We start from the raw sequence: 21,513 nt of genomic DNA on the forward strand, positions 1-21,513 counted from the left end.
GAGCTGGACGCCGAGGCCCGCCCCGCACATTTCGCGTGCCCGCGCCGAAGCGCACCCGCACCCGCACCCCGGGCCGGGCCTCGGCGTCCAGCTCGGCGGGGACGGCGTAGTCCCACAGCCGGTCGAGGTGGACCGGGCCCTTGTCGACCAGCACCCGGGCGACGGGCAGCTCCTTGGCCAGCACGGCCCCCCGCCACGTCCGCGGCTTGGCCCGCGGCACCTTGGCCTTGCGCACGCTCTCCCGGATCAGCGCGAGCTGCTCCCCCTCGGGAGCTTCCCGCTCCGCCCGCCCGTTCTCGCTGCTCACAGCCCCAGTCCTACCAGAGACCACTGACAACGGCGGCCGAGCGGGTGGACCCGGGTCCGGGTATGCGAACGGCCCCGGACCGTTTTCTCTCGGTCCGGGGCCGTTCGTCACGGGCGCGGGCGGGACTTACAGCCCCGCGGCCTTGCGCAGCGCGTCCACGCGGTCGGTGCGCTCCCAGGTGAAGTCGGGGAGCTCACGGCCGAAGTGGCCGTACGCGGCGGTCTGGGCGTAGATCGGGCGGAGCAGGTCGAGGTCGCGGATGATCGCGGCCGGGCGGAGGTCGAAGACCTCGGCGATGGCGTTCTCGATCTTCTCGGTGTCGACCGTGTTGGTGCCGAAGGTCTCGACGAAGAGACCGACGGGCTCGGCCTTGCCGATCGCGTAGGCGACCTGGACCTCGCAGCGGGCGGCCAGGCCGGCGGCGACGACGTTCTTGGCGACCCAGCGCATCGCGTACGCGGCGGAGCGGTCGACCTTGGACGGGTCCTTGCCGGAGAAGGCGCCGCCACCGTGGCGGGCCATGCCGCCGTAGGTGTCGATGATGATCTTGCGGCCGGTGAGGCCGGCGTCGCCCATGGGGCCGCCGATCTCGAAGCGGCCGGTGGGGTTCACCAGGAGGCGGTAGCCGTCGGTGTCGAGCTTGATGCCGTCCTCGACGAGCTCCTTGAGCACGTGCTCGACGACGAACTCGCGGATGTCGGGCGCGAGCAGCGAGTCCAGGTCGATGTCGGAGGCGTGCTGCGAGGAGACGACAACGGTGTCCAGGCGCACGGCCTTGTTGCCGTCGTACTCGATGGTGACCTGGGTCTTGCCGTCCGGGCGCAGGTACGGGATGGTGCCGTTCTTGCGGACCTCGGACAGGCGGCGCGAGAGCCGGTGCGCGAGCTCGATGGGGAGCGGCATCAGGTTCGGCGTCTCGTCGCAGGCGAAGCCGAACATCAGGCCCTGGTCGCCCGCGCCCTGCTTGTCGAGCTCGTCCTCGTCGCCCTCGACGCGGCTCTCGTAGGCGGTGTCGACACCCTGGGCGATGTCGGGCGACTGGGCGCCGATGGAGACCGAGACGCCGCAGGAGGAGCCGTCGAAGCCCTTCTTGGACGAGTCGTAGCCGATCTCGAGGATCTTGTTGCGCACGAGCGTGGCGATCGGCGCGTAGGCCTTCGTGGTCACCTCGCCGGCGACGTGCACCAGGCCGGTGGTGATGAGCGTCTCGACGGCGACACGGGAGGTCGGGTCCTCCTTGAGGAGGGCGTCGAGAATGGCGTCGCTGATCTGATCAGCGATCTTGTCGGGGTGACCCTCGGTAACGGACTCCGAGGTGAACAGGCGGCGGGACACATCGCTCCCTGGGGTTGCAGCGGCTGCTGGCTGAGCATTGACAGATCCGGCCAAGAGCTGCGCTCGACCCGGATCCGTAACCAGTTTATCCGGCCTCGTCGCGCTCCGAACATCCCGCCCCCGATGACATTGGGCACGGCCTGTGACTCCCGTCACGAAAGCCGCACAGACCGTGCCCGGAACGCGTCAGCCGAGCCGGGGGACGACGAGGTCCCAGACCGTGTCCGCGAGGGCTTCCTTGGGGCCGTACGGGACCGGGGTCTCGGTGCCGTCGGGGGCGAGCACGACGGCCTCGTTCCGCTCGGAGCCGAATGTCTTCCGCTCCCCCACCTCATTGACGACCAGCAGGTCGCAGCCCTTGCGGGCGAGCTTGGCCCGGCCGTTCTCCAGCACGTGGTCGGTCTCGGCGGCGAAGCCGACGACGACCTGACCGGGACGGGGGCGGTCCGCCGAGAGCTCGGCGAGGACGTCCGGGTTGCGCACCAGCGCGACCGGCTCCGGCTCCTGCCCGTCCTGCTTCTTGATCTTGCCCTCGGCGTAGCCGGCGGGCCGGAAGTCGGCGACCGCCGCGGCCATCACCACGGCGTCGGCGTCCGCCGCGGCCTTGAGGACGGCCTCCCGCAGCTGTACGGCCGTCCCGACGTGCACCACGTCGGCGCCGGCGGGATCGGGCAGCTCGCTGTTGGCGGCGACCAGGGTGACCCTGGCCCCCCGGGCGACGGCGGTGCGGGCGAGGGCGTAGCCCTGCTTGCCGGAGGAGCGGTTCCCCAGGTAGCGCACGGGGTCCAGGGGCTCCCGGGTGCCGCCGGCGCTCACCACGACATGGCGGCCCGCGAGGTCGGCGGCCATGCCCTCCGTGCCGCGCGCCAGGACCCTGCGGCAGACCTCGAAGATCTCACCGGGCTCCGGCAGCCGGCCCTTGCCGGTGTCGACGCCGGTCAGCCGGCCCACGGCGGGCTCGATGACGATCGCGCCCCGGCGGCGCAGCGTCGCCACGTTCTCCTGGGTGGCCGGGTTCTCCCACATCTCGGTGTGCATGGCCGGGGCGAAGACCACCGGGCAGCGGGCGGTGAGGAGCGTATTGGTCAGCAGGTCGTCGGCGAGGCCGTGCGCGGCCTTGGCCAGCATGTCGGCGGTCGCGGGGGCGACGACGACGAGGTCGGCCCGCTGGCCGATCCGCACGTGCGGCACCTCGTGGACGCCCTCCCACACCTCGGTGCCGGCGGGGTGGCCGGACAGCGCGGCCCAGGTCGCCTCGCCCACGAAGTTCAGGGCGGAGGCGGTGGGCACCACCCGGACGTCATGGCCGGACTCGGTGAGGCGCCGCAGCAGCTCGCACGCCTTGTAGGCGGCGATCCCGCCGCTGACCCCCAGGACGACGTTGGGCTTGTCCATCGCTCTCGCTTCTCCCCACGATCCCCGTACGCGCACGTACATGTGTGCGTACCTATGACACACCAAAGGCCCGGCAGATGCTCTGCCGGGCCCTCGATGACGAATACGACGGTGCTTACGCCGCCGGGGCCTCGACGGCCTCGGAGGTCAGCAGGCCCGCGTTGATCTCGCGGAGCGCGATGGAGAGCGGCTTCTCGTGGACGTGGGTGTCCACCAGCGGGCCCACGTACTCCAGCAGGCCCTCGCCGAGCTGCGAGTAGTACGCGTTGATCTGGCGCGCGCGCTTGGCGGCGTAGATCACCAGGCTGTACTTCGAGTCGGTCGCCTCGAGCAGCTCATCAATCGGCGGGTTGATGATGCCCTCGGGCGCGGTGATGGAAGAGGACACTCTCTGCCTTCCGATGGGGGTGAAGAAAGATGTTCAGCGCAGCAAGGCTAGCAGCTCGCGTGCGACGTCCTCGACGGAGGTGTTGACCAGCGTGGTGTCGAATTCCGACTCCGCCGCCAGCTCCACCTTCGCGGCCGCCAGCCGCCGCTCGATGACCTCGGGCGACTCGGTCCCCCGGCCGGTGAGCCTGCGGACCAGTTCGTCCCAGCTCGGCGGCGCGAGGAAGACCAGCTGAGCCTCCGGCATGGTCTCGCGGACCTGCCGGGCGCCCTGGAGGTCGATCTCCAGCAGCACGGGCTCGCCCGCCTCCAGGCGGTCCAGCACGGCCTTGCGGGGCGTGCCGTAGCGGTTGCCCGCGAACTCGGCCCACTCCAGCAGCTCCCCGTTGGCGATGAGCTTGTCGAACTGCTCGTCGTCGACGAAGAAGTACTGGACGCCCTCCTGCTCGCCGGGACGCGGCTTGCGGGTGGTGCAGGACACCGAGAGCCAGACCTCGGGGTGGGCCTTGCGCATATGGGCGACGACCGTGCTCTTGCCGACTCCGGAGGGGCCGGAGAGCACGGTCAGCCGCGGTTGTCTGGCCGGGGGAACGGGGGACGTGCCCCGGGAGACTGAGGTACTCATGCAGCGATTATCCCGGTTCCCGGGAGTGCCCGGTAACGCCGGACCGCCCCGGAGGGGCGGTCACGGCCACCGGGCCACCGCGACGGGGCCGCCGGCTCAGGCGGCCTTACTGCCGAACTCGCGCTCCAGAGCGGCGATCTGGTTGGAGCCGAGGCCGCGCACACGACGGCTCTCGGAAATTCCGAGCCGCTCCATGATCTGCTTGGCACGGACCTTGCCCACCCCGGGGAGACTCTCCAGGAGGGCACTGACCTTCATCTTGCCGATGACTTCGTTCTTCTGGCCCTGCTCGATCACGTCGTGCAGAGAGGCGCCGGAGTGCTTGAGCCGATTCTTGACCTCGGCGCGCTCCCGGCGAGCCGCGGCGGCCTTTTCGAGCGCGGCTGCGCGCTGTTCAGGGGTAAGGGGCGGAAGAGCCACGCCTACGTCACCTCGGAAGTCGAACTGGATACGGACCGGTGAGGAACCTAGTCGGCCCACACCTGGGGGGCAACGAGCAACGCGCTTGCGCGTTCGCTCTCGTCGGAGACTAGCGGCCGATCCCGCTCCAGTCAGCGAGAACAAGCGAAAAGTCCTGGTCAGACTCGCTCGACCAGGACTTTTCCGGACATAATGACCGACAATTTTCTTTGGCGGTTGGCGTTAACTCGCCGGTGTGGCCGACCTGGGACGCATCGCCCCGCCGCAGCCGGCGTCGCTCAGCCCGCCACCGCGTCCCGGATCTCGTCCGCGAAACGGTCCGCGCTCCCGCGCAGCGCCGCCACGTCGGGGCCGTGCCGCAGCACCCCGCGGCTGACGTTCGGGACCACGTTCCGCACGTTCGCGCCGAAGACCTTCGGCAGATCGGCGGCGGTGGCGCCCTGCGCCCCGATGCCGGGGGCGAGGAGCGGGCCGTTGATGGCGAGGTTCGCACCCGTGGCGTCGATCGACCGGCCCAGCGTGGCACCGACGACCGCGCCGTACGAGCCCATGGGGGCCGCGTCGGCGTTCTCCGCCCGCAGGTGGTCCAGGACGGTCGCCGCGACGCTCCGGCCGTCGACGCGCGCCGCGTGCTGCACCTCCGCGCCCTCCGGGTTGGAGGTCAGGGCGAGGACGAACACGCCCGTGCCGCTTTCCCGGGCCAGGTCCAGCGCGGGGCGCAGCGACTCGTAGCCGAGGTAGGGGCTGACGGTCACCGCGTCGGAGAACAGCGGCGAGGCCGGGTCGAGGTAGGTGGCGGCGTAGGCGGCCATGGTGGAGCCGATGTCGCCGCGCTTGGCGTCCATCAGCACCAGCGCGCCGGCCTCGCGGGCGTCGGCGACGGCCCGCTCCAGGACGGCGATGCCGCGCGAGCCGAAGCGCTCGAAGAAGGCGGACTGCGGCTTGAGGACGGCGACGCGGTCGGCCAGCGCCTCCACCACGGTGTGGGTGAAGCGCTCCAGGCCGGCGATGTCGTCGGTCAGGCCCCAGTCGGCCAGCAGGGAGGCGTGGGGGTCGATGCCGACGCAGAGCGGACCCCTGGTGTCCATGGCACGGCGCAGCCGGGTGCCGAAGGATTCGGTCGTCATGGGTTTCCCTTTCCGGGTCGGGTGCGGGCCGGTGGTCGGGTTGTGCCCACCCGTTCCGCCATGCGGAACGATTGCCCACAACCAGCTAGCGGGTGGCCGCGCCGACCGCTTCGGCGAGTGTGTCGTACGGGCTGGCTTCGAGGCGCTCGGCCAGGCCCTTGTGGATCTTCCGGCACCAGAACGGGCCCTCGTAGATGAAGGCGCTGTAGCCCTGGACCAGCGTGGCGCCCGCCAGGATGCGCTCCCAGACGTCGTCGGCGGTCTCGACGCCCCCGACCCCCACCAGGGTGATCCGGTCGCCCACACGGGCGTACAGGCGGCTCAGGACCTCCAGGGAGCGGGCCTTGACGGGGGCGCCGGACAGGCCGCCGGCGCCGATGGCCTCGACGGTGCGCTTCGGGGTGGTGAGGCCCAGGCCGTCGCGGGCGATGGTGGTGTTGTTGGCGATGATGCCGTCCAGGCCCAGCTCGACGGCGAGGTCGGCGACGGCGTCGATGTCCTCGTCGGCGAGGTCGGGGGCGATCTTCACCAGCAGCGGCACGTGGCGCGAGGTGACCGTGCGGTCGGCGGCCTCGCGGACGGCGGCCAGCAGCGGGCGCAGCGACTCGGTGGCCTGGAGGTTGCGCAGCCCGGGCGTGTTGGGCGACGAGACGTTGACGACGAGGTAGTCGGCGTGGGCGGCCAGGTGCTCGGTGGAGGCGACGTAGTCGGCGACGGCCTCCTCCTCCGGCACGATCTTGGTCTTGCCGATGTTGACGCCGACGGTGGTCCGGAAGACCTCCTGGCGGGCCGCCAGGCGCTCCGCCACGGCCGCCGAGCCGTCGTTGTTGAAGCCCATGCGGTTGATCAGGGCGCGGTCGGCGACGAGGCGGAAGAGCCGCTTCTTGGGGTTGCCCGGCTGCGGCTGGGCGGTGACGGTGCCGATCTCGACGTGGTCGAAGCCGAGCATGGCCATGCCGTCGATCGCGGCGGCGTTCTTGTCGAAGCCGGCGGCGAGGCCGAAGGGGCCGTGCATCCGCAGGCCGAGGGCCTCGGTGCGCAGCGCCTTGTGGCGGGGGGCGAGGACGGCCGCGACGAAGGTGCGCAGGACCGGGACGCCCGCCGCGCGGCGGATCCACGAGAACGCCAGGTGATGGGCGCGTTCGGGGTCCATCCGCTGGAAGAACAGTCGGAAGAAGAGGGAGTACATGCGGTGCCGGGCCTTCCGCAGCCGAAGGGGAGGTTCCATGGAGCCGCCCGTCCGCCCCGGCGAAAGCCGGGGCGGACGGGCGGGAGGGGTCAGGACCGGGCGTCGGTCAGCTGCCGCGCGTGCTCCTGGAGGGAGCGCACGCCCACGTCGCCGCGGCTGAACGCCTCGATGCCCTGGACGGCGGCGGCGAGCGCCTGGACCGTCGTCAGGCACGGCACCGCGCGGGCGACGGCGGCGGTGCGGATCTCGTAGCCGTCGAGACGGCCGCCGGTGCCGTAGGGGGTGTTGACGATGAGGTCGACCTCGCCGTCGTGGATCAGCTGGACGATCGTCTTCTCGCCGTTCGGGCCCTCGCCCTCGCTCTGCTTGCGCACGACGGTGGCGTTGATGCCGTTGCGCTTGAGGACCTCGGCGGTGCCGGAGGTGGCCAGCAGCTCGAAGCCGTGGGCGACCAGCTCCCGGGCCGGGAAGATCATCGAGCGCTTGTCGCGGTTGGCGACGGAGACGAACGCGCGGCCCTTGGTGGGCAGCGCGCCGTAGGCGCCGGCCTGCGACTTGGCGTAGGCGGTGCCGAAGACGCTGTCGATGCCCATGACCTCGCCGGTGGAGCGCATCTCCGGGCCGAGGACGGTGTCGACGCCGCGGCCGTGGATGTCGCGGAAGCGCGACCACGGCATGACGGCCTCCTTGACGGAGATCGGCGCGTCCAGCGGCAGGGTGCCGCCGTCGCCGGTCTTCGGCAGCATGCCCTCCGCGCGCAGCTCGGCGATGGTCGCGCCCAGGGAGATCCGGGCGGCGGCCTTGGCCAGCGGCACGGCGGTCGCCTTCGAGGTGAAGGGGACGGTGCGGGAGGCGCGCGGGTTGGCCTCCAGGACGTAGAGGATGTCCCCGGCCATGGCGAACTGGATGTTGATCAGGCCGCGGACGCCGACGCCCTTGGCGATGGCCTCGGTGGAGGCCCGCAGCCGCTTGATGTCGTAGCCGCCGAGGGTGATCGGGGGCAGCGCGCAGGCGGAGTCGCCGGAGTGGATGCCGGCCTCCTCGATGTGCTCCATGACGCCGCCGAGGTAGAGCTCCTGGCCGTCGTAGAGCGCGTCGACGTCGATCTCGATGGCGTCGTCGAGGAAGCGGTCGATGAGCACCGGGTGCTCGGAGATCAGGCCCGCGTGCCGCTCCAGGTAGCCGGCGAGGGAGGGCTCGTCGTAGACGATCTCCATGCCGCGGCCGCCGAGGACGTAGGACGGGCGGACCATGACCGGGTAGCCGATGCCGGCGGCGATGCCCTTTGCCTCCGCGAAGGAGTAGGCGGTGCCGTACTTGGGCGCGGGCAGCCCGGCCTCGGTGAGGACGCGGCCGAAGGCGCCGCGCTCCTCGGCGAGGTCGATGGCCTCCGGGGAGGTGCCGACGATCGGCACGCCGTTGTCCTTGAGCGCCTGGGCGAGGCCCAGCGGGGTCTGGCCGCCGAGCTGGACGACGACGCCCGCGACCGGGCCCGCGAGGGACTCGGCGTGGACGATCTCCAGGACGTCCTCCAGGGTGAGCGGCTCGAAGTAGAGCCGGTCGGAGGTGTCGTAGTCGGTGGAGACGGTCTCGGGGTTGCAGTTGACCATCACGGTCTCGTAGCCCGCGTCGCTGAGCGCGAAGGAGGCGTGGACGCACGAGTAGTCGAACTCGATGCCCTGGCCGATGCGGTTCGGGCCGGAGCCCAGGATGATCACCGCGGGCTTCTCGCGGGGCGCGACCTCGGACTCCTCGTCGTAGGACGAGTAGAAGTACGGGGTCTTCGCGGCGAACTCGGCGGCGCAGGTGTCGACGGTCTTGTAGACCGGGCGGACGCCCAGCGCGTGGCGGACCTCGCGGACGACGTCCTCGCGCAGGCCCCGGACGGCGCCGATCTGGGCGTCGGAGAAGCCGTGGCGCTTGGCCTCGGCCAGCAGCCCGGGCTCCAGCTTCTCGGCGGCGGCCAGCTCGTCGGCGATCTCCTTGATCAGGAAGAGCTGGTCGACGAACCAGGGGTCGATCTTCGTCGCCTCGAAGACCTCCTCCGGGGTGGCGCCGGCGCGGATGGCGGCCATGACGGTGTTGATCCGGCCGTCGGTCGGGCGGACCGCCTTCTGAAGCAGCTCGGCCTTGTCGCCGGGGGCGGAGACGAAGTCGAACTGCGAGCCCTTCTTCTCCAGCGAGCGCAGGGCCTTCTGGAGGGCCTCGGTGAAGTTGCGGCCGATGGCCATGGCCTCGCCGACCGACTTCATGGTCGTGGTGAGGGTGGCGTCGGCGGCCGGGAACTTCTCGAACGCGAAGCGGGGCGCCTTGACCACGACGTAGTCGAGCGTGGGCTCGAAGGACGCCGGGGTCTTCTCGGTGATGTCGTTGGGGATCTCGTCCAGCGTATAGCCGACGGCGAGCCGGGCAGCGATCTTCGCGATCGGGAAGCCGGTGGCCTTGGAGGCGAGCGCGGAGGAGCGCGAGACGCGGGGGTTCATCTCGATGACGATGACCCGGCCGTCGTCGGGGTTGACCGCGAACTGGATGTTGCAGCCGCCGGTGTCGACGCCGACCTCGCGGATGATCGCGATGCCGACGTCCCGGAGGATCTGGTACTCGCGGTCGGTGAGCGTCATCGCCGGGGCGACGGTGATGGAGTCACCGGTGTGGACGCCCATGGGGTCGAAGTTCTCGATGGAGCAGACGACCACGACGTTGTCGTGCTTGTCGCGCATCAGCTCCAGCTCGTACTCCTTCCAGCCGAGGATCGACTCCTCCAGGAGCACCTCGGTGGTCGGGGAGAGCGTGAGGCCCTGGCCGGCGATGCGGCGCAGCTCCTCCTCGTCGTGGGCGAAGCCGGAGCCGGCGCCGCCCATGGTGAAGGAGGGGCGGACGACGACCGGGTAGCCACCGAGGGTGTCGACGCCCGCGAGGACCTCGTCCATGGTGTGGCAGATGACCGAGCGGGCGGACTCGCCGTGGCCGATCTTGGCGTTGACGGCCTCGACGACGCCCTTGAACAGGTCGCGGTCCTCGCCCTTGTGGATGGCCTCGACGTTGGCGCCGATCAGCTCCACGCCGTACTTCTCCAGCACACCGTTCTCGTGCATGGAGATGGCGGTGTTCAGCGCGGTCTGGCCGCCGAGGGTGGGCAGGAGGGCGTCGGGGCGCTCCTTGGCGATGATCTTCTCGACGAACTCCGGGGTGATCGGCTCGACGTAGGTGGCGTCGGCGATCTCCGGGTCGGTCATGATCGTGGCCGGGTTGGAGTTCACGAGGATGACCCGCAGGCCCTCGGCCTTCAGGACGCGGCAGGCCTGGGTGCCGGAGTAGTCGAACTCCGCTGCCTGGCCGATGACGATCGGGCCGGAGCCGATGACCAGAACGGACTGGATGTCGGTGCGCTTAGGCACGCTGGCCCTCCATCAGGGTCACGAAGCGGTCGAACAGGTACGCGGCGTCGTGCGGGCCTGCTGCTGCCTCGGGGTGGTACTGGACGCTGAATGCCGGCTGGTCGAGCAGCTGGAGCCCCTCGACCACGTTGTCGTTGAGACAGACGTGGGAGACCTCGACGCGGCCGTACGGCGTGTCGGTCGCGCCCTCGAGCGGGGCGTCGACGGCGAAGCCGTGGTTGTGGGCGGTGACCTCGACCTTGCCGGTCGTACGGTCCTGGACGGGCTGGTTGATGCCCCGGTGGCCGTACTTCAGCTTGTAGGTGCCGAAGCCGAGCGCGCGGCCGAGGATCTGGTTGCCGAAGCAGATGCCGAACAGCGGGGTCTTCCGGGAGAGGACCTCGCGCATCACGGAGACGGGATGGTCGGCGGTGGACGGGTCGCCCGGGCCGTTGGAGAAGAACACGCCGTCCGGGTTCACCGCGTAGACGTCCTCGACGCTCGCGGTGGCCGGCAGCACGTGCACCTCGATGCCGCGCTCGGCCATCCGGTGCGGGGTCATGCCCTTGATGCCCAGGTCGATCGCCGCGACGGTGAAGCGCTTCTCACCGATCGCGGGGACGACGTAGGTCTCCTTGGTGGCGACCTCGGCGGAGAGGTCGGCGCCCTTCATCTCGGGGGCCTGGCGCACCTCGGCGAGCATGACGCCCTCGTCGGGCAGCGAGTTGCCGGAGAAGATGCCGACGCGCATCGCGCCGCGCTCGCGCAGGTGGCGGGTGAGGGCGCGGGTGTCGATGCCGCTGATGCCGACGACGCCCTGCTTGGCCAGCTCCTCGTCCAGCGAGCGACGGGAGCGCCAGTTGGAGGGGACGCGGGCGGGGTCGCGGACGACGTAGCCGGCGACCCAGATCCGGCCGGACTCGGGGTCCTCGTCGTTGACGCCGGTGTTGCCGACGTGCGGGGCCGTCATCACGACGACCTGACGGTGGTACGAGGGGTCGGTCAGGGTCTCCTGGTAGCCGGTCATGCCGGTGGAGAACACGGCCTCGCCGAAGGTCGTCCCGACCGCCCCGTAGGCGCGGCCGCGGAACGTACGACCGTCCTCCAGGACGAGTACGGCGGGGACCTTGCTTCCCCTGCTGGAGGTCGTCATCGTGCGCCTTCCGTAGTGCTGTTCATGGTGCTGATCGCCTCGACCCAGGCGGTGTGCTCCGCCGCCCGGTCGGAGCGGAAGCCCGAGTCGATGGTCTTGTCGCCGTGCTGCCAGGTGATCACGAGCAGGCCCTCGGGGAGGACCTTGCCCGCGATGCCCGTCTCCAGGCGGGCGCCGCGCAGGGCGGCGGCGGGGATGAAGAAGTCCTGCGCGCCGGGCCGTACGACGTCGACGCCCTGCTCCGTCAGGGTGAGCCCGGCCTTGCTGCGCGTGCCCAGGCCGTGCGCCACGATCCGGTCGAGCCACTGCCCGGAGGTGGTGGAGCCGTGGTAGCGGCCACTCATCGTGAGGACGGGCTCGCCCGGCTCGGCCGGGGCGGTGGGCAGCTCGGGCAGGTCGCCCTGGAGCGTGCCGCGCCACTTCCAGCCCTCGCGCATCAGCCAGTAGAGCAGTGCGATGAAGAGCAGCAGCCCCACGACCCAGCCGGCGCGCGCGGCCCAGTGGGTGACGTCGGCAGACTTCTGCTCGGCCGCCAGAGTGATGATTTGTGCAGGTGTCACGCGAGATTCCCGTCCACGACCGTCGCCCGGCCCCGCAGGAAGGTGTGGGTGACGCGACCCGGCAGCTCGCGGCCCTCGTAGGGGGTGTTGCGGCTGCGGGAGGCGAAGCCCGCGGGGTCCACGACACCACGGTAAGCGGAATCGACCAGCGTGAGGTTGGCGGGCTCACCGGGGGCGATGGGACGGCCGTGACCGGCGAGGCTGCCGATGCGGGCGGGCTTGAAGGACATCCGCTCGGCGACCCCGGCCCAGTCCAGCAGCCCGGTCTCCACCATCGTGTGCTGGACGACCGACAGGGCGGTCTCCAGGCCCACCATGCCCATGGCGGCCGCGGCCCACTCGCAGTCCTTGTCCTCGTGCGGGTGCGGTGCGTGGTCGGTGGCGACGATGTCGATCGTCCCGTCGGCCAGGGCCTCACGGAGCGCCATCACGTCGCGCTCGGTGCGCAGCGGCGGGTTCACCTTGTAGACGGGGTTGTACGAGCGGACGAGCTCGTCGGTGAGGAGCAGGTGGTGCGGGGTGACCTCGGCGGTGACGTCGATGCCGCGCGACTTGGCCCAGCGGACGATCTCCACCGAGCCGGCGGTGGACAGGTGGCAGATGTGCACCCGGGAGCCCACGTGCTCGGCGAGGAGGACATCGCGGGCGATGACCGACTCCTCGGCGACGGCCGGCCAGCCGCCCAGGCCCAGCTCGGCGGAGACGACGCCCTCGTTCATCTGGGCGCCCTCGGTGAGCCGGGGCTCCTGCGCGTGCTGGGCGATGACGCCGCCGAAGGCCTTCACGTACTCCAGCGCGCGGCGCATGATCACGGCGTCGTCGACGCACTTGCCGTCGTCGGAGAAGACGGTGACCCCGGCGGCGGAGTCGTGCATGGCACCGAGCTCGGAGAGCTGCTTGCCCTCCAGGCCGACGGTGACGGCGCCGATGGGCTGGACGTCGCAGTAGCCGGACTCCTTGCCCAGGCGCCAGACCTGCTCGACGACGCCGGCGGTGTCGGCGACCGGGAAGGTGTTCGCCATGGCGAAGACGGCGGTGTAGCCGCCGCTCGCGGCGGCGCGGGTGCCGGTGAGGACGGTCTCGGAGTCCTCGCGGCCGGGCTCGCGGAGGTGGGTGTGGAGGTCGACCAGGCCGGGCAGCAGGATCTTGCCGTCGGCCTCGACGACGGTGGCGCCCTCGGCGGACAGACCGTTCCCGACCTCGGCGATGGTCTCGCCGTCGATCAGGACGTCCTGCGGCTCGCCGCCGAGGACCTTCGCACCACGGATCAGGATCTTCGACATGATTACTTGTTCTCCTCGGTGCGGGCGTTGTTCGTGCCGACGGCGGGCTCGGAGCCGCCCAGCAGCAGGTAGAGGACGGCCATCCGGGTGCTGACGCCGTTGGCGACCTGCTCGACGGCCGTGCAGCGGTCGGAGTCGGCGACCTCGGCGGTGATCTCCATGCCGCGGTTCATCGGGCCGGGGTGCATCACGATGGCGTGCTCGGGCATCTTGGCCATGCGGTCGGCGTCCAGGCCGTAGCGGCGCGAGTACTCGCGCTCGGTCGGGAAGAACGCGGCGTTCATGCGCTCGCGCTGCACCCGCAGCATCATCACGGCGTCGGACTTCGGCAGCACGGCGTCGAGGTCGTAGGAGACCTCGCAGGGCCAGCTGTCGACGCCGACGGGCACCAGCGTGGGCGGGGCGACCAGGGTGACCTCGGCGCCGAGCGTGGTCAGCAGGTGGACGTTGGAGCGGGCGACCCGGCTGTGCAGCACGTCGCCGACGATCGTGATCCGGCGGCCGGACAGGTCCTTGCCGAGGCCGGCGTCCCGGCCGACCAGGCGGCGGCGCATGGTGAAGGCGTCCAGCAGGGCCTGGGTGGGGTGCTCGTGGGTGCCGTCGCCGGCGTTGACGACGGCCCCGTCGATCCAGCCGGAGTTGGCCAGCCGGTAGGGGGCGCCGGAGGCGTGGTGGCGGATGACGACGGCGTCGGCGCCCATGGCCTCCAGGGTCAGGGCGGTGTCCTTCAGGGACTCGCCCTTGGAGACCGAGGAGCCCTTGGCCGAGAAGTTGATGACGTCGGCGGAGAGGCGCTTGGCGGCGGCCTCGAAGGAGATGCGGGTCCGCGTCGAGTCCTCGAAGAAGAGGTTGACGACGGTACGGCCGCGCAGGGTGGGCAGCTTCTTGATCGGCCGGTCCGCGACCCGGGCCATCTCCTCGGCGGTGTCGAGGATCAGGACGGCGTCGTCGCGGGTGAGGTCGGCGGCCGAGATGAGGTGGCGCTTCATCCGGGTGCTCCGTGGGGGTGGAGGTGTGCGAGGGCTGTGGCCGGGCATGCCGCGGCGCACGGACCCGCCCCGCGGGTCCGTGAGGGGTCGCTACTGCGCGTCGGCCGGGGTGGTCGTGCCCGCGCCGAGGAGCACGCTGTCGCGGCCGTCCTCCTCGGTCAGGTGGACCTTGACCGTCTCCCGCAGCGACGTGGGGAGGTTCTTGCCGACGTAGTCGGCGCGGATCGGCAGCTCGCGGTGGCCGCGGTCGACGAGGACGGCGAGCTGGACGGCGCGGGGGCGGCCCAGGTCGTTCATCGCGTCGAGGGCGGCGCGGATGGTGCGGCCGGAGAAGAGCACGTCGTCGACGAGGATGACGAGCCTGCCGTCGATGCCCTCACCGGGGATCTCGGTCCGGGCGAGCGCACGGGCCGGACGCAGCCGCAGATCGTCGCGGTACATGGTGATGTCGAGGGAGCCGACCGGAATGCTGCTTCCAGTGATGCTCTCGAGCTTGGCGGCCAGCCGGCGGGCGAGGAAGACACCGCGGGTGGGAATGCCGAGGAGTACGACGTCGTCGGCGCCCTTGGCGCGTTCGACGATCTCGTGCGCGATACGGGTGAGGACCCGTGCGATGTCCGGTGCTTCGAGCACGGGACGCGCGCTGGGAATTGCGTCCATACGAAACGGACCTCCTTCTCCGCCTCACGGGACGGACATTAAAGGACGTCGGATTTACAGGATTCACCGTACCAGGACCCACGACGAACTCCAGCCACAGCCACTGACGGCCCAGGGCGGGGCCCATTCGGCTTGACGAACCGAGATTACGCTGCGTAACCTCACAGTGAGTTACCAGTCGCACGGCGCGGCCGCGCGATCGATACAGTGTCCGGGGAGCTTTATGTCCAGCGAATACGCCAAACAGCTCGGGGCCAAGCTCCGCGCCATCCGCACCCAGCAGGGCCTCTCCCTCCATGGTGTCGAGGAGAAGTCCCAGGGCCGCTGGAAGGCCGTTGTCGTGGGTTCTTACGAGCGCGGCGACCGTGCCGTGACCGTTCAGCGCCTGGCCGAGCTGGCCGACTTCTACGGCGTGCCCGTGCAGGAGCTGCTGCCCGGCACCACGCCCGGCGGCGCGGCCGAGCCCCCGCCGAAGCTGGTCCTGGACCTGGAGCGCCTCGCCCACGTCCCGGCCGAGAAGGCGGGCCCGCTCCAGCGTTACGCGGCCACCATCCAGAGCCAGCGCGGCGACTACAACGGCAAGGTCCTCTCGATCCGCCAGGACGATCTGCGCACCCTTGCCGTGATCTACGACCAGTCGCCCTCGGTGCTCACCGAGCAGCTGATCAGCTGGGGCGTGCTCGACGCGGACGCCCGTCGCGCCGTTCAGCACGAGGACGCGTAACGTCCACCGTTGCCTGACGACACAAAACCGCTGTGGGGCGGGAAACCGGATGGTTTCCCGCCCCACAGCGGTTTTGTCGTCTGAGAGCTCGCTACGCGCGCCGAAGGCTCGGCTTGAGCTCCTTGAAACGACCGAGGAGACCGTTGACGAACGCGGGCGATTCGTCGGTGGAGAACTCCTTGGCGAGCTGCACCGCCTCGTCGATCGCCACGGCGTCCGGGGTCTCGTCCTCCCAGATCAGCTCGTACGCGCCGAGCCGGACGATGCCACGGTCCGCGGCCGGCATGCGGTCCAGGTCCCAGTCGATCGCGTAGGTGGCGATCAGCTCGTCGATCCGGGCCGCGCGCTCGGCGTAGCCCTCGACCAGCTGGATCGTGTACGGGTTGACCGGCGGCTGCCTGTCGTCGGTCCGGGCATGCCGGATCCAGTCCGCGAGGACCTCGTGCACGGACGTGCCGCGCTGGTCGGCCTCGAAGAGGATCTGGAAGGCGCGCTTACGGGCCTTGCTGCGGGCGGACACGGTTAGCTGCTCACCCGGCCGAGGTAATCGCCGGTGCGCGTGTCGACCTTGATCTTCTCGCCGGTGGTGACGAACAGCGGGACCTGGATCTCGTAGCCGGTCTCCAGCTTGGCGGGCTTGGTGCCACCGGTGGAGCGGTCGCCCTGGACACCCGGGTCGGTGTGCTCGATGACCAGCTCGACGGCGGCCGGGAGCTCGACGTAGAGCACCTCGCCCTCGTGCGTGGCGACCGTGGCCTCGAAGCCCTCGATGAGGAAGTTCGCGGCGTCGCCGACGGCCTTCCGGTCGATCATCAGCTGGTCGTAGTCCTTCATGTCCATGAAGACGAAGTAGTCGCCGTCCATGTACGAGAACTGCATGTCGCGGCGGTCGACGGTGGCCGTGTCGACCTTCACGCCCGCGTTGAAGGTCTTGTCGACGACCTTGCCGGAGAGCACGTTCTTCAGCTTCGTACGGACGAAGGCGGGGCCCTTGCCGGGCTTGACGTGCTGGAACTCGACGACGGACCAGAGCTGGCCGCCTTCGAGCTTGAGCACCATGCCGTTCTTGAGGTCGTTCGTGGATGCCACGGTTGCGGTATCTCCTGGGCTGGTGGAACCAGAAAGTGCGATGCGCCGGCTAGAGCGCGAGCAGCTCTTTGGTCGTGATGGTGAGTAGCTCGGGTCCGCCGTCCGCCTCGGGGCGGACGACGAGCGTGTCATCGATCCGGACGCCGCCCCGCCCCGGGAGGTGGACCCCCGGGTCTACGGTGACCGGCACGCAAGCGTCCAGTTTACCCATTGCGGACGGTGCGAGCCGAGGGTCCTCGTCGTTTTCGAGCCCCACGCCGTGACCGATCCGGGGTCCGACCCTCTCGCCATGGCCCGCGGCCTCCAGTACGACCCGTGCCGCGCGGTCCACGTCACGGTACGCCGCACCCGGCGCGAGGGCCTCCCGGCCCGCCCGCTGGGCGGCGAAGACCTGCTCGTACAGCTCGATCTGCCACTCCGCGGGAGAGGCCCCGATGACGAACGTACGGGCGATCTCGCTCCGGTATCCACGGTAGTCCGCCCCCAGGCAGACGCTGAGGAAGTCGCCCTCCTCCACCCGGCGGTCGGTCGGCACGTGCCCGGCCCGCCCCGAGTGCGGCCCCGCGCCCACCGAGGTGGGGAAGGCCGCGCCGTCCGCGCCGTGGTCGATCAGCCGGCGCTCCAGCTCCAGCGCCAGATGGCGCTCGGTGCGGCCGACGAGTATCGACTCCAGCAGCTCGCCCAGGGCCTGGTCGGCGATCTCGGCGGCGATCCGCAGGGTCGAGATCTCCTCGTCGTCCTTGATCACCCGCTGCTGCTCCACGGCCGTCCCCAGGTCGCCCAGCCGCAGCCGGGGGGCGACCGAGCGCACCGCACGGTGCCGGGCCACGGTCAGATGGTGCTCCTCGACGGCGAGCGACCGCACCCCGCGCTCCGCGGCCCGCTCGGCGGCCGCCACGGCCGGATCGCCCTCGGGCGTCGGCAGCACCAGGACGGTCAGCCCGTCCCCGGGACGGCTGGCGCCCGTGGCGTCCACGAAGGGGTCGCTCGCGCACACCAGCCCGTCGTCGCCGTCCGGACCGAGGAGCAGCACGGCCCCGGGCGGCGCGCCGCCCGCCAGATAGCGGACATTGGCGCCGCCGCAGACCAGGGCGGCCTCGCCACCGGCCGCCGCGCACCGCTCGCGCAGCCGGGCCCGGCGCGCCGCGTACACCTCGGACATGCTTCCGAGCGTACGTTCGGCGGCCGGTTCCGGCCTTTCCAGCGCCTCCGACCGGGGCAGCCCTACCAGCTGGTCAGGGCGCGGGCGACGGCCTCGTCGAGCAGCCGGGCGGTGGTGGGGACGTCCAGCTGGGAGTTGTCGATGATGGGCAGGCCCGAGCCGTACCAGCCGGCCATCCGGCCGTGGATCCGGGCGACCTCCTCGTCGCCGAGCCGGCGATTGCCGGAGCGCTCGGCATTGCGTTCGAGAACGACGTCGAGGCCCGGCAGCAGCACCACGGGCAGCAGCCCCGGGCCGACGTGCCGCTTCCAGCCGCCGAGACCGACGACGGGCCGGTCGGGGAAGACGGCGTCGTCGAGGATGCAGGAGATGCCGTTGGCGAGGAAGTTGCGGGCGGCGAAGCCGCAGGTGCGGCGGGCGAGGCGGTACTGCGCCTCGGAGTGGTCGTTCCACCCGGACTGCGGGTCGGCGAAGCCGGAACGCACCCATTCGCGGACGTCGTCGAGGCTGATGTGCGCCGTGGGCACCCGGCGGGTGTCGGCCCAGTACCGGGCGACGGTGGTCTTGCCGGCGCCGGCCGGGCCGATGAGCAGGACGGCGACGGCGGCGGCGGTCACGTCCGCCGGCGGCAGGGCCGGTATCGGCGGATGAGCGGGGGGCAGCGGTGGTCCCACGGGGTGCTGCATCCTGTGGCACGCTCCGATTTCGTGCGGTGTGGTGTGTGGCGGGGTGCGCCCGCGGCGGGCCGGTGCCCCGGTCCCGCCCGCAGGGCCAACGCCCCGGGTCAGGAACCGAGTTCCTCCGCCAGCGCGCGCAGCGCCAGCCGGTAGGAGCCGATCCCGAACCCCGCAACCGTACCGCTCGCCACCGCCGCGATCACCGACGTGTGACGGAACTCCTCCCGCGCGTACGGGTTGGAGATGTGCACCTCGATGAGCGGCGCCGTCCGCTGCGCCGCCGCGTCACGCATCGCGTACGAGTAGTGCGTGAACGCGCCGGGGTTGATGACGACCGGCACCTTGCCGTCGGCCGCCTCGTGCAGCCAGCGCACCAGCTCGCCCTCGTCGTTGGTCTCCCGGACCTCGACGGCGAAGCCGAGCTCGGCGCCGAGCGCCGTGCACGCCTCGACCAGGCCGCGGTAGGAGGTCGAGCCGTAGACATCGGGCTCGCGCGAGCCGAGCCGGCCCAGGTTGGGCCCGTTGAGGACGAGGACCTTCCGGATATCGCTCACGCCGCTCACGCCGCGATCTCGGCGTGTGCGGCCAGCAGCATCGCCGGGTCCGGGCCCTCCAGGACCGTGGGCTTGGCCAGGCCGTCGAGAACGATGAAGCGCAGCCGGTCGCCGCGGGTCTTCTTGTCGACCTTCATCGTCTCCAGCAGCTTGGGCCACTGGTCGCCGCGGTAGGTGACGGGAAGGCCGACGGCGGTGAGGATCGCGCGGTGCCGGTCGGCGGTGGCGTCGTCCAGGCGGCCGGCGATCCGGCCGAGCTCGGCGGCGAAGACCATGCCGACGGCGACGGCCGCGCCGTGCCGCCAGTTGTAGCGCTCGTTCTTCTCGATGGCGTGGGCGAGCGTGTGACCGTAGTTCAGGATCTCGCGCAGGCCCGACTCCTTCAGGTCGGAGGAGACCACCTCGGCCTTGACCTTGATGGCCCGCTCGATCAGCTCGGAGGTGTGCGGGCCCCCGGGCGAACGGGCGCCCTCGGGGTCGGCCTCGATGAGGTCGAGGATCGCCGGGTCGGCGATGAAGCCGGCCTTGATGATCTCGGCGAGGCCGCTGACGTAGTCGTGGACCGGCAGCGACTCCAGCGCGGCCAGGTCGCACAGGACCCCGGCCGGGGGGTGGAAGGCGCCGACGAGGTTCTTGCCCTCGGCGGTGTTGATGCCGGTCTTGCCGCCGACGGCCGCGTCGACCATGCCCAGCACGGTGGTGGGCACGGCGATCCAGCGCACGCCGCGCAGCCAGGTGGCGGCGACGAAGCCCGCCAGGTCGGTGGTGGCCCCGCCGCCCACGCCGACGATCACGTCGGTGCGGGTGAAGTTGGTCTGCCCGAGCGCCTTCCAGCAGTAGGCGGCGACCTCGACGGTCTTGGACTCCTCGGCGTTGGGCAGCTGGATCGCTATGGCCTCGTAGCCCTGGGACGCCAGGTCCTCGCGGATGGCCTCGCCGGTGGAGGCGAGCGCCTCGGGGTGGAGCACGGCGACCCGCTTGGCCCGGGTGCCGATGAGGCCGGGCAGCTCGCCCAGCAGCTGACGGCCGACCAGGACCTCGTACGGCGCGGTGCCCGCGCTGCCGGCGACCTGGATGCGGGTGGGGGCGTCGGTCATGCGTTCCTCACTGCGGGGAGTCAGTGGTGTCGGTGGTGGGCGCCGGGGAGAGCCGCAGCACCTCGAGTACGGCGTCGGCGACCTCGGCCGGGGTGCGGCCGCCGGTGGCGACCACGGCGCGGGCGACCTCGGTGTAGAGCGGCCGGCGCGCTTCCATCAGCTCGCGCCACCGCTTGCGGGGGTTGACGGCGAGCAGCGGGCGTGGGGCGTCCAGGCCCACGCGGTGCACGGCGTCGGCGAGTTCGACGTCGAGGAAGACCACGGGCAGGCCCTTGAGGAGGGCCCGGGTGCCCGGGTCCATGACGGCGCCGCCGCCGAGGGCGAGCACCCCGGGGTGCTCGGCCACGGCGGTACGGACGGCCTGCCGCTCCAGCTCGCGGAAGTGCGGCTCGCCCTCGTCGACGAAGATCTCCGGGATGGGCTTCCCGGCGGTCTCCTCGATGTCGGCGTCGGTGTCCCGGTAGCCGGTGCCCAGGCGCTCGGCGAGCAGGGCACCGATGGTGGACTTGCCCGCGCCGGGCGGGCCCACCAGGACGATGACGGGGGTGGTCACTTGATGGCCAGGTTCTCGAGGTAGCCCTGGACGTTGCGGCGGGTCTCGGCGACGCTGTCGCCGCCGAACTTCTCCACCACCGCGTCGGCGAGGACGAGCGCGACCATCGCCTCGGCGACGATGCCGGCCGCCGGGACGGCGCACACGTCGGAGCGCTGGTGGTGGGCCTGGGCGGCCTCGCCGGTGGTCACGTCGACCGTGCGCAGGGCGCGCGGGACGGTGGCGATGGGCTTCATGGCGGCCCGGACGCGCAGCAGCTCGCCCGTGGTCAGGCCGCCCTCGGTGCCGCCGGAGCGGCCGGAGGCGCGGCGGATGCCGTCCTCGGTGGAGACGATCTCGTCGTGCGCCTGCGAGCCGGGCACGCGCGCCAGCTCGAAGCCGTCGCCGACCTCGACGCCCTTGATCGCCTGAATGCCCATCAGGGCGGCGGCGAGGCGGGCGTCCAGCCGGCGGTCCCAGTGGACGTGCGAGCCGAGGCCCACCGGCACGCCGTAGGCCAGGACCTCGACGACGCCGCCGAGGGTGTCGCCGTCCTTGTGGGCCTGGTCGATCTCGGCGACCATCGCCTCGCTCGCGGCCTCGTCCAGGCAGCGCACCGGGTCGGCGTCGAGCTTCTCGACATCGGCGGGGGTGGGGTAGACGCCGTACGGGGCCTTGGCCGCGGCCAGCTCCACGACGTGCGAGACGATCTCGATGCCGGCCGCCTCCTTGAGGAAGGAGCGGGCGACGGCGCCGAGGGCCACACGAGCGGCGGTCTCCCGGGCGGAGGCCCGCTCCAGGACCGGCCGGGCCTCGTCGAAGCCGTACTTCTGCATGCCGGCGAGGTCGGCGTGGCCGGGGCGGGGGCGGG

At 71.5% G+C, this 21,513-nt stretch carries 22 protein-coding genes and 1 pseudogene; 1 reads left to right on the forward strand and 22 read right to left on the reverse strand.

From position 1 onward, the window contains the following. The 14 genes and pseudogenes from K6I33_RS12540 to pyrR form a co-directional block, all read right to left on the reverse strand. Positions 1-307: pseudogene (locus K6I33_RS12540) on the reverse strand (primosome assembly protein PriA); the annotation flags it as partial. 126 nt (positions 308-433) lie between these two features. Beyond that, the gene (metK, locus tag K6I33_RS12545; protein ID WP_229350990.1) at positions 434-1,642 is read right to left on the reverse strand and encodes a methionine adenosyltransferase; all 1,209 of its coding nucleotides are present in this window, start codon (positions 1,640-1,642) and stop codon (positions 434-436) included. Positions 1,643-1,828: 186 nt separating this feature from the next. Next, positions 1,829-3,037, reverse strand: a complete 1,209-nt coding sequence (gene coaBC / locus K6I33_RS12550) for a bifunctional phosphopantothenoylcysteine decarboxylase/phosphopantothenate--cysteine ligase CoaBC (protein ID WP_229350992.1) — start codon at positions 3,035-3,037, stop codon at positions 1,829-1,831. Positions 3,038-3,152: 115 nt separating this feature from the next. Beyond that, entirely contained in the window at positions 3,153-3,425 is a 273-nt protein-coding gene (rpoZ, locus tag K6I33_RS12555) for a DNA-directed RNA polymerase subunit omega (protein WP_126913306.1), read from the reverse strand. Positions 3,426-3,458: 33 nt separating this feature from the next. Further along, the gene (gene gmk / locus K6I33_RS12560) at positions 3,459-4,049 is read right to left on the reverse strand and encodes a guanylate kinase (protein ID WP_229350994.1); all 591 of its coding nucleotides are present in this window, start codon (positions 4,047-4,049) and stop codon (positions 3,459-3,461) included. Positions 4,050-4,145: 96 nt separating this feature from the next. Then, entirely contained in the window at positions 4,146-4,469 is a 324-nt protein-coding gene (locus K6I33_RS12565; protein WP_126913308.1) for an integration host factor, read from the reverse strand. Between the two features lie 278 nt (positions 4,470-4,747). After that, positions 4,748-5,596: an orotidine-5'-phosphate decarboxylase gene (pyrF, locus tag K6I33_RS12570; protein WP_229350997.1), complete on the reverse strand. Its 849-nt coding sequence runs from the start codon at positions 5,594-5,596 to the stop codon at positions 4,748-4,750. An 85-nt stretch (positions 5,597-5,681) separates the two neighbouring features. Continuing rightward, positions 5,682-6,785: a quinone-dependent dihydroorotate dehydrogenase gene (locus tag K6I33_RS12575; RefSeq protein WP_229351028.1), complete on the reverse strand. Its 1,104-nt coding sequence runs from the start codon at positions 6,783-6,785 to the stop codon at positions 5,682-5,684. Between the two features lie 89 nt (positions 6,786-6,874). Next, on the reverse strand, positions 6,875-10,183 hold the full coding sequence (carB, locus tag K6I33_RS12580; protein ID WP_229351000.1) for a carbamoyl-phosphate synthase large subunit: 3,309 nt from the start codon (positions 10,181-10,183) through the stop codon (positions 6,875-6,877). Beyond that, positions 10,176-11,315, reverse strand: coding sequence for a glutamine-hydrolyzing carbamoyl-phosphate synthase small subunit (gene carA, locus K6I33_RS12585; RefSeq protein ID WP_229351002.1), 1,140 nt, complete (start codon positions 11,313-11,315; stop codon positions 10,176-10,178). The genes carB and carA overlap by 8 nt, the downstream gene beginning before the upstream one ends. Beyond that, positions 11,312-11,875, reverse strand: coding sequence for a hypothetical protein (locus K6I33_RS12590; RefSeq protein WP_229351004.1), 564 nt, complete (start codon positions 11,873-11,875; stop codon positions 11,312-11,314). Before K6I33_RS12590 ends, carA begins: the two co-directional genes overlap by 4 nt. After that, a complete protein-coding gene (locus K6I33_RS12595) occupies positions 11,872-13,158 on the reverse strand; it encodes a dihydroorotase (RefSeq protein ID WP_229351006.1) in 1,287 nt (428 codons plus the stop codon). Before K6I33_RS12595 ends, K6I33_RS12590 begins: the two co-directional genes overlap by 4 nt. A 2-nt stretch (positions 13,159-13,160) precedes the next feature. Beyond that, positions 13,161-14,147, reverse strand: coding sequence for an aspartate carbamoyltransferase catalytic subunit (locus tag K6I33_RS12600; protein ID WP_229351009.1), 987 nt, complete (start codon positions 14,145-14,147; stop codon positions 13,161-13,163). 90 nt (positions 14,148-14,237) lie between these two features. Next, entirely contained in the window at positions 14,238-14,807 is a 570-nt protein-coding gene (gene pyrR / locus K6I33_RS12605; protein ID WP_229351011.1) for a bifunctional pyr operon transcriptional regulator/uracil phosphoribosyltransferase PyrR, read from the reverse strand. A gap of 223 nt (positions 14,808-15,030) precedes the next feature. On the opposite strand from pyrR, the gene bldD reads away from it, so the two are divergent. Further along, positions 15,031-15,531, forward strand: coding sequence for a transcriptional regulator BldD (bldD, locus tag K6I33_RS12610; RefSeq protein ID WP_004948690.1), 501 nt, complete (start codon positions 15,031-15,033; stop codon positions 15,529-15,531). A 91-nt stretch (positions 15,532-15,622) separates the two neighbouring features. On the opposite strand, the gene nusB is transcribed toward bldD, so the two are convergent. The 8 genes from nusB to aroC all read right to left on the reverse strand — a co-directional run. Continuing rightward, positions 15,623-16,051, reverse strand: a complete 429-nt coding sequence (nusB, locus tag K6I33_RS12615) for a transcription antitermination factor NusB (protein WP_229351013.1) — start codon at positions 16,049-16,051, stop codon at positions 15,623-15,625. A 2-nt stretch (positions 16,052-16,053) separates the two neighbouring features. Continuing rightward, positions 16,054-16,620 carry an elongation factor P gene (gene efp / locus K6I33_RS12620; protein ID WP_229351015.1) on the reverse strand — a complete coding sequence of 189 codons (567 nt, stop codon included), beginning with the start codon at positions 16,618-16,620 and terminating at the stop codon, positions 16,054-16,056. Between the two features lie 49 nt (positions 16,621-16,669). Beyond that, positions 16,670-17,782 (reverse strand): M24 family metallopeptidase, encoded by a 1,113-nt coding sequence (locus tag K6I33_RS12625; protein WP_229351017.1) that lies wholly within the window; start codon positions 17,780-17,782, stop codon positions 16,670-16,672. 62 nt (positions 17,783-17,844) lie between these two features. Then, on the reverse strand, positions 17,845-18,570 hold the full coding sequence (locus tag K6I33_RS12630) for an AAA family ATPase (protein WP_308297138.1): 726 nt from the start codon (positions 18,568-18,570) through the stop codon (positions 17,845-17,847). Then, on the reverse strand, positions 18,567-19,004 hold the full coding sequence (gene aroQ / locus K6I33_RS12635) for a type II 3-dehydroquinate dehydratase (protein ID WP_374284225.1): 438 nt from the start codon (positions 19,002-19,004) through the stop codon (positions 18,567-18,569). The genes K6I33_RS12630 and aroQ overlap by 4 nt, the downstream gene beginning before the upstream one ends. 14 nt (positions 19,005-19,018) lie before the next feature. Continuing rightward, positions 19,019-20,110, reverse strand: coding sequence for a 3-dehydroquinate synthase (aroB, locus tag K6I33_RS12640; protein ID WP_229351023.1), 1,092 nt, complete (start codon positions 20,108-20,110; stop codon positions 19,019-19,021). A 7-nt stretch (positions 20,111-20,117) separates the two neighbouring features. Then, positions 20,118-20,663: a shikimate kinase gene (locus K6I33_RS12645; RefSeq protein ID WP_229351025.1), complete on the reverse strand. Its 546-nt coding sequence runs from the start codon at positions 20,661-20,663 to the stop codon at positions 20,118-20,120. Beyond that, on the reverse strand, positions 20,660-21,513 hold an 854-nt coding region (gene aroC, locus K6I33_RS12650; RefSeq protein ID WP_229351027.1), incomplete at its 5' end, for a chorismate synthase. The genes K6I33_RS12645 and aroC, both read right to left, overlap by 4 nt.

It is taken from the genome of Streptomyces sp. UNOB3_S3 (assembly GCF_020740895.1).
Taxonomy (GTDB): Bacteria; Actinomycetota; Actinomycetes; order Streptomycetales; family Streptomycetaceae; genus Streptomyces.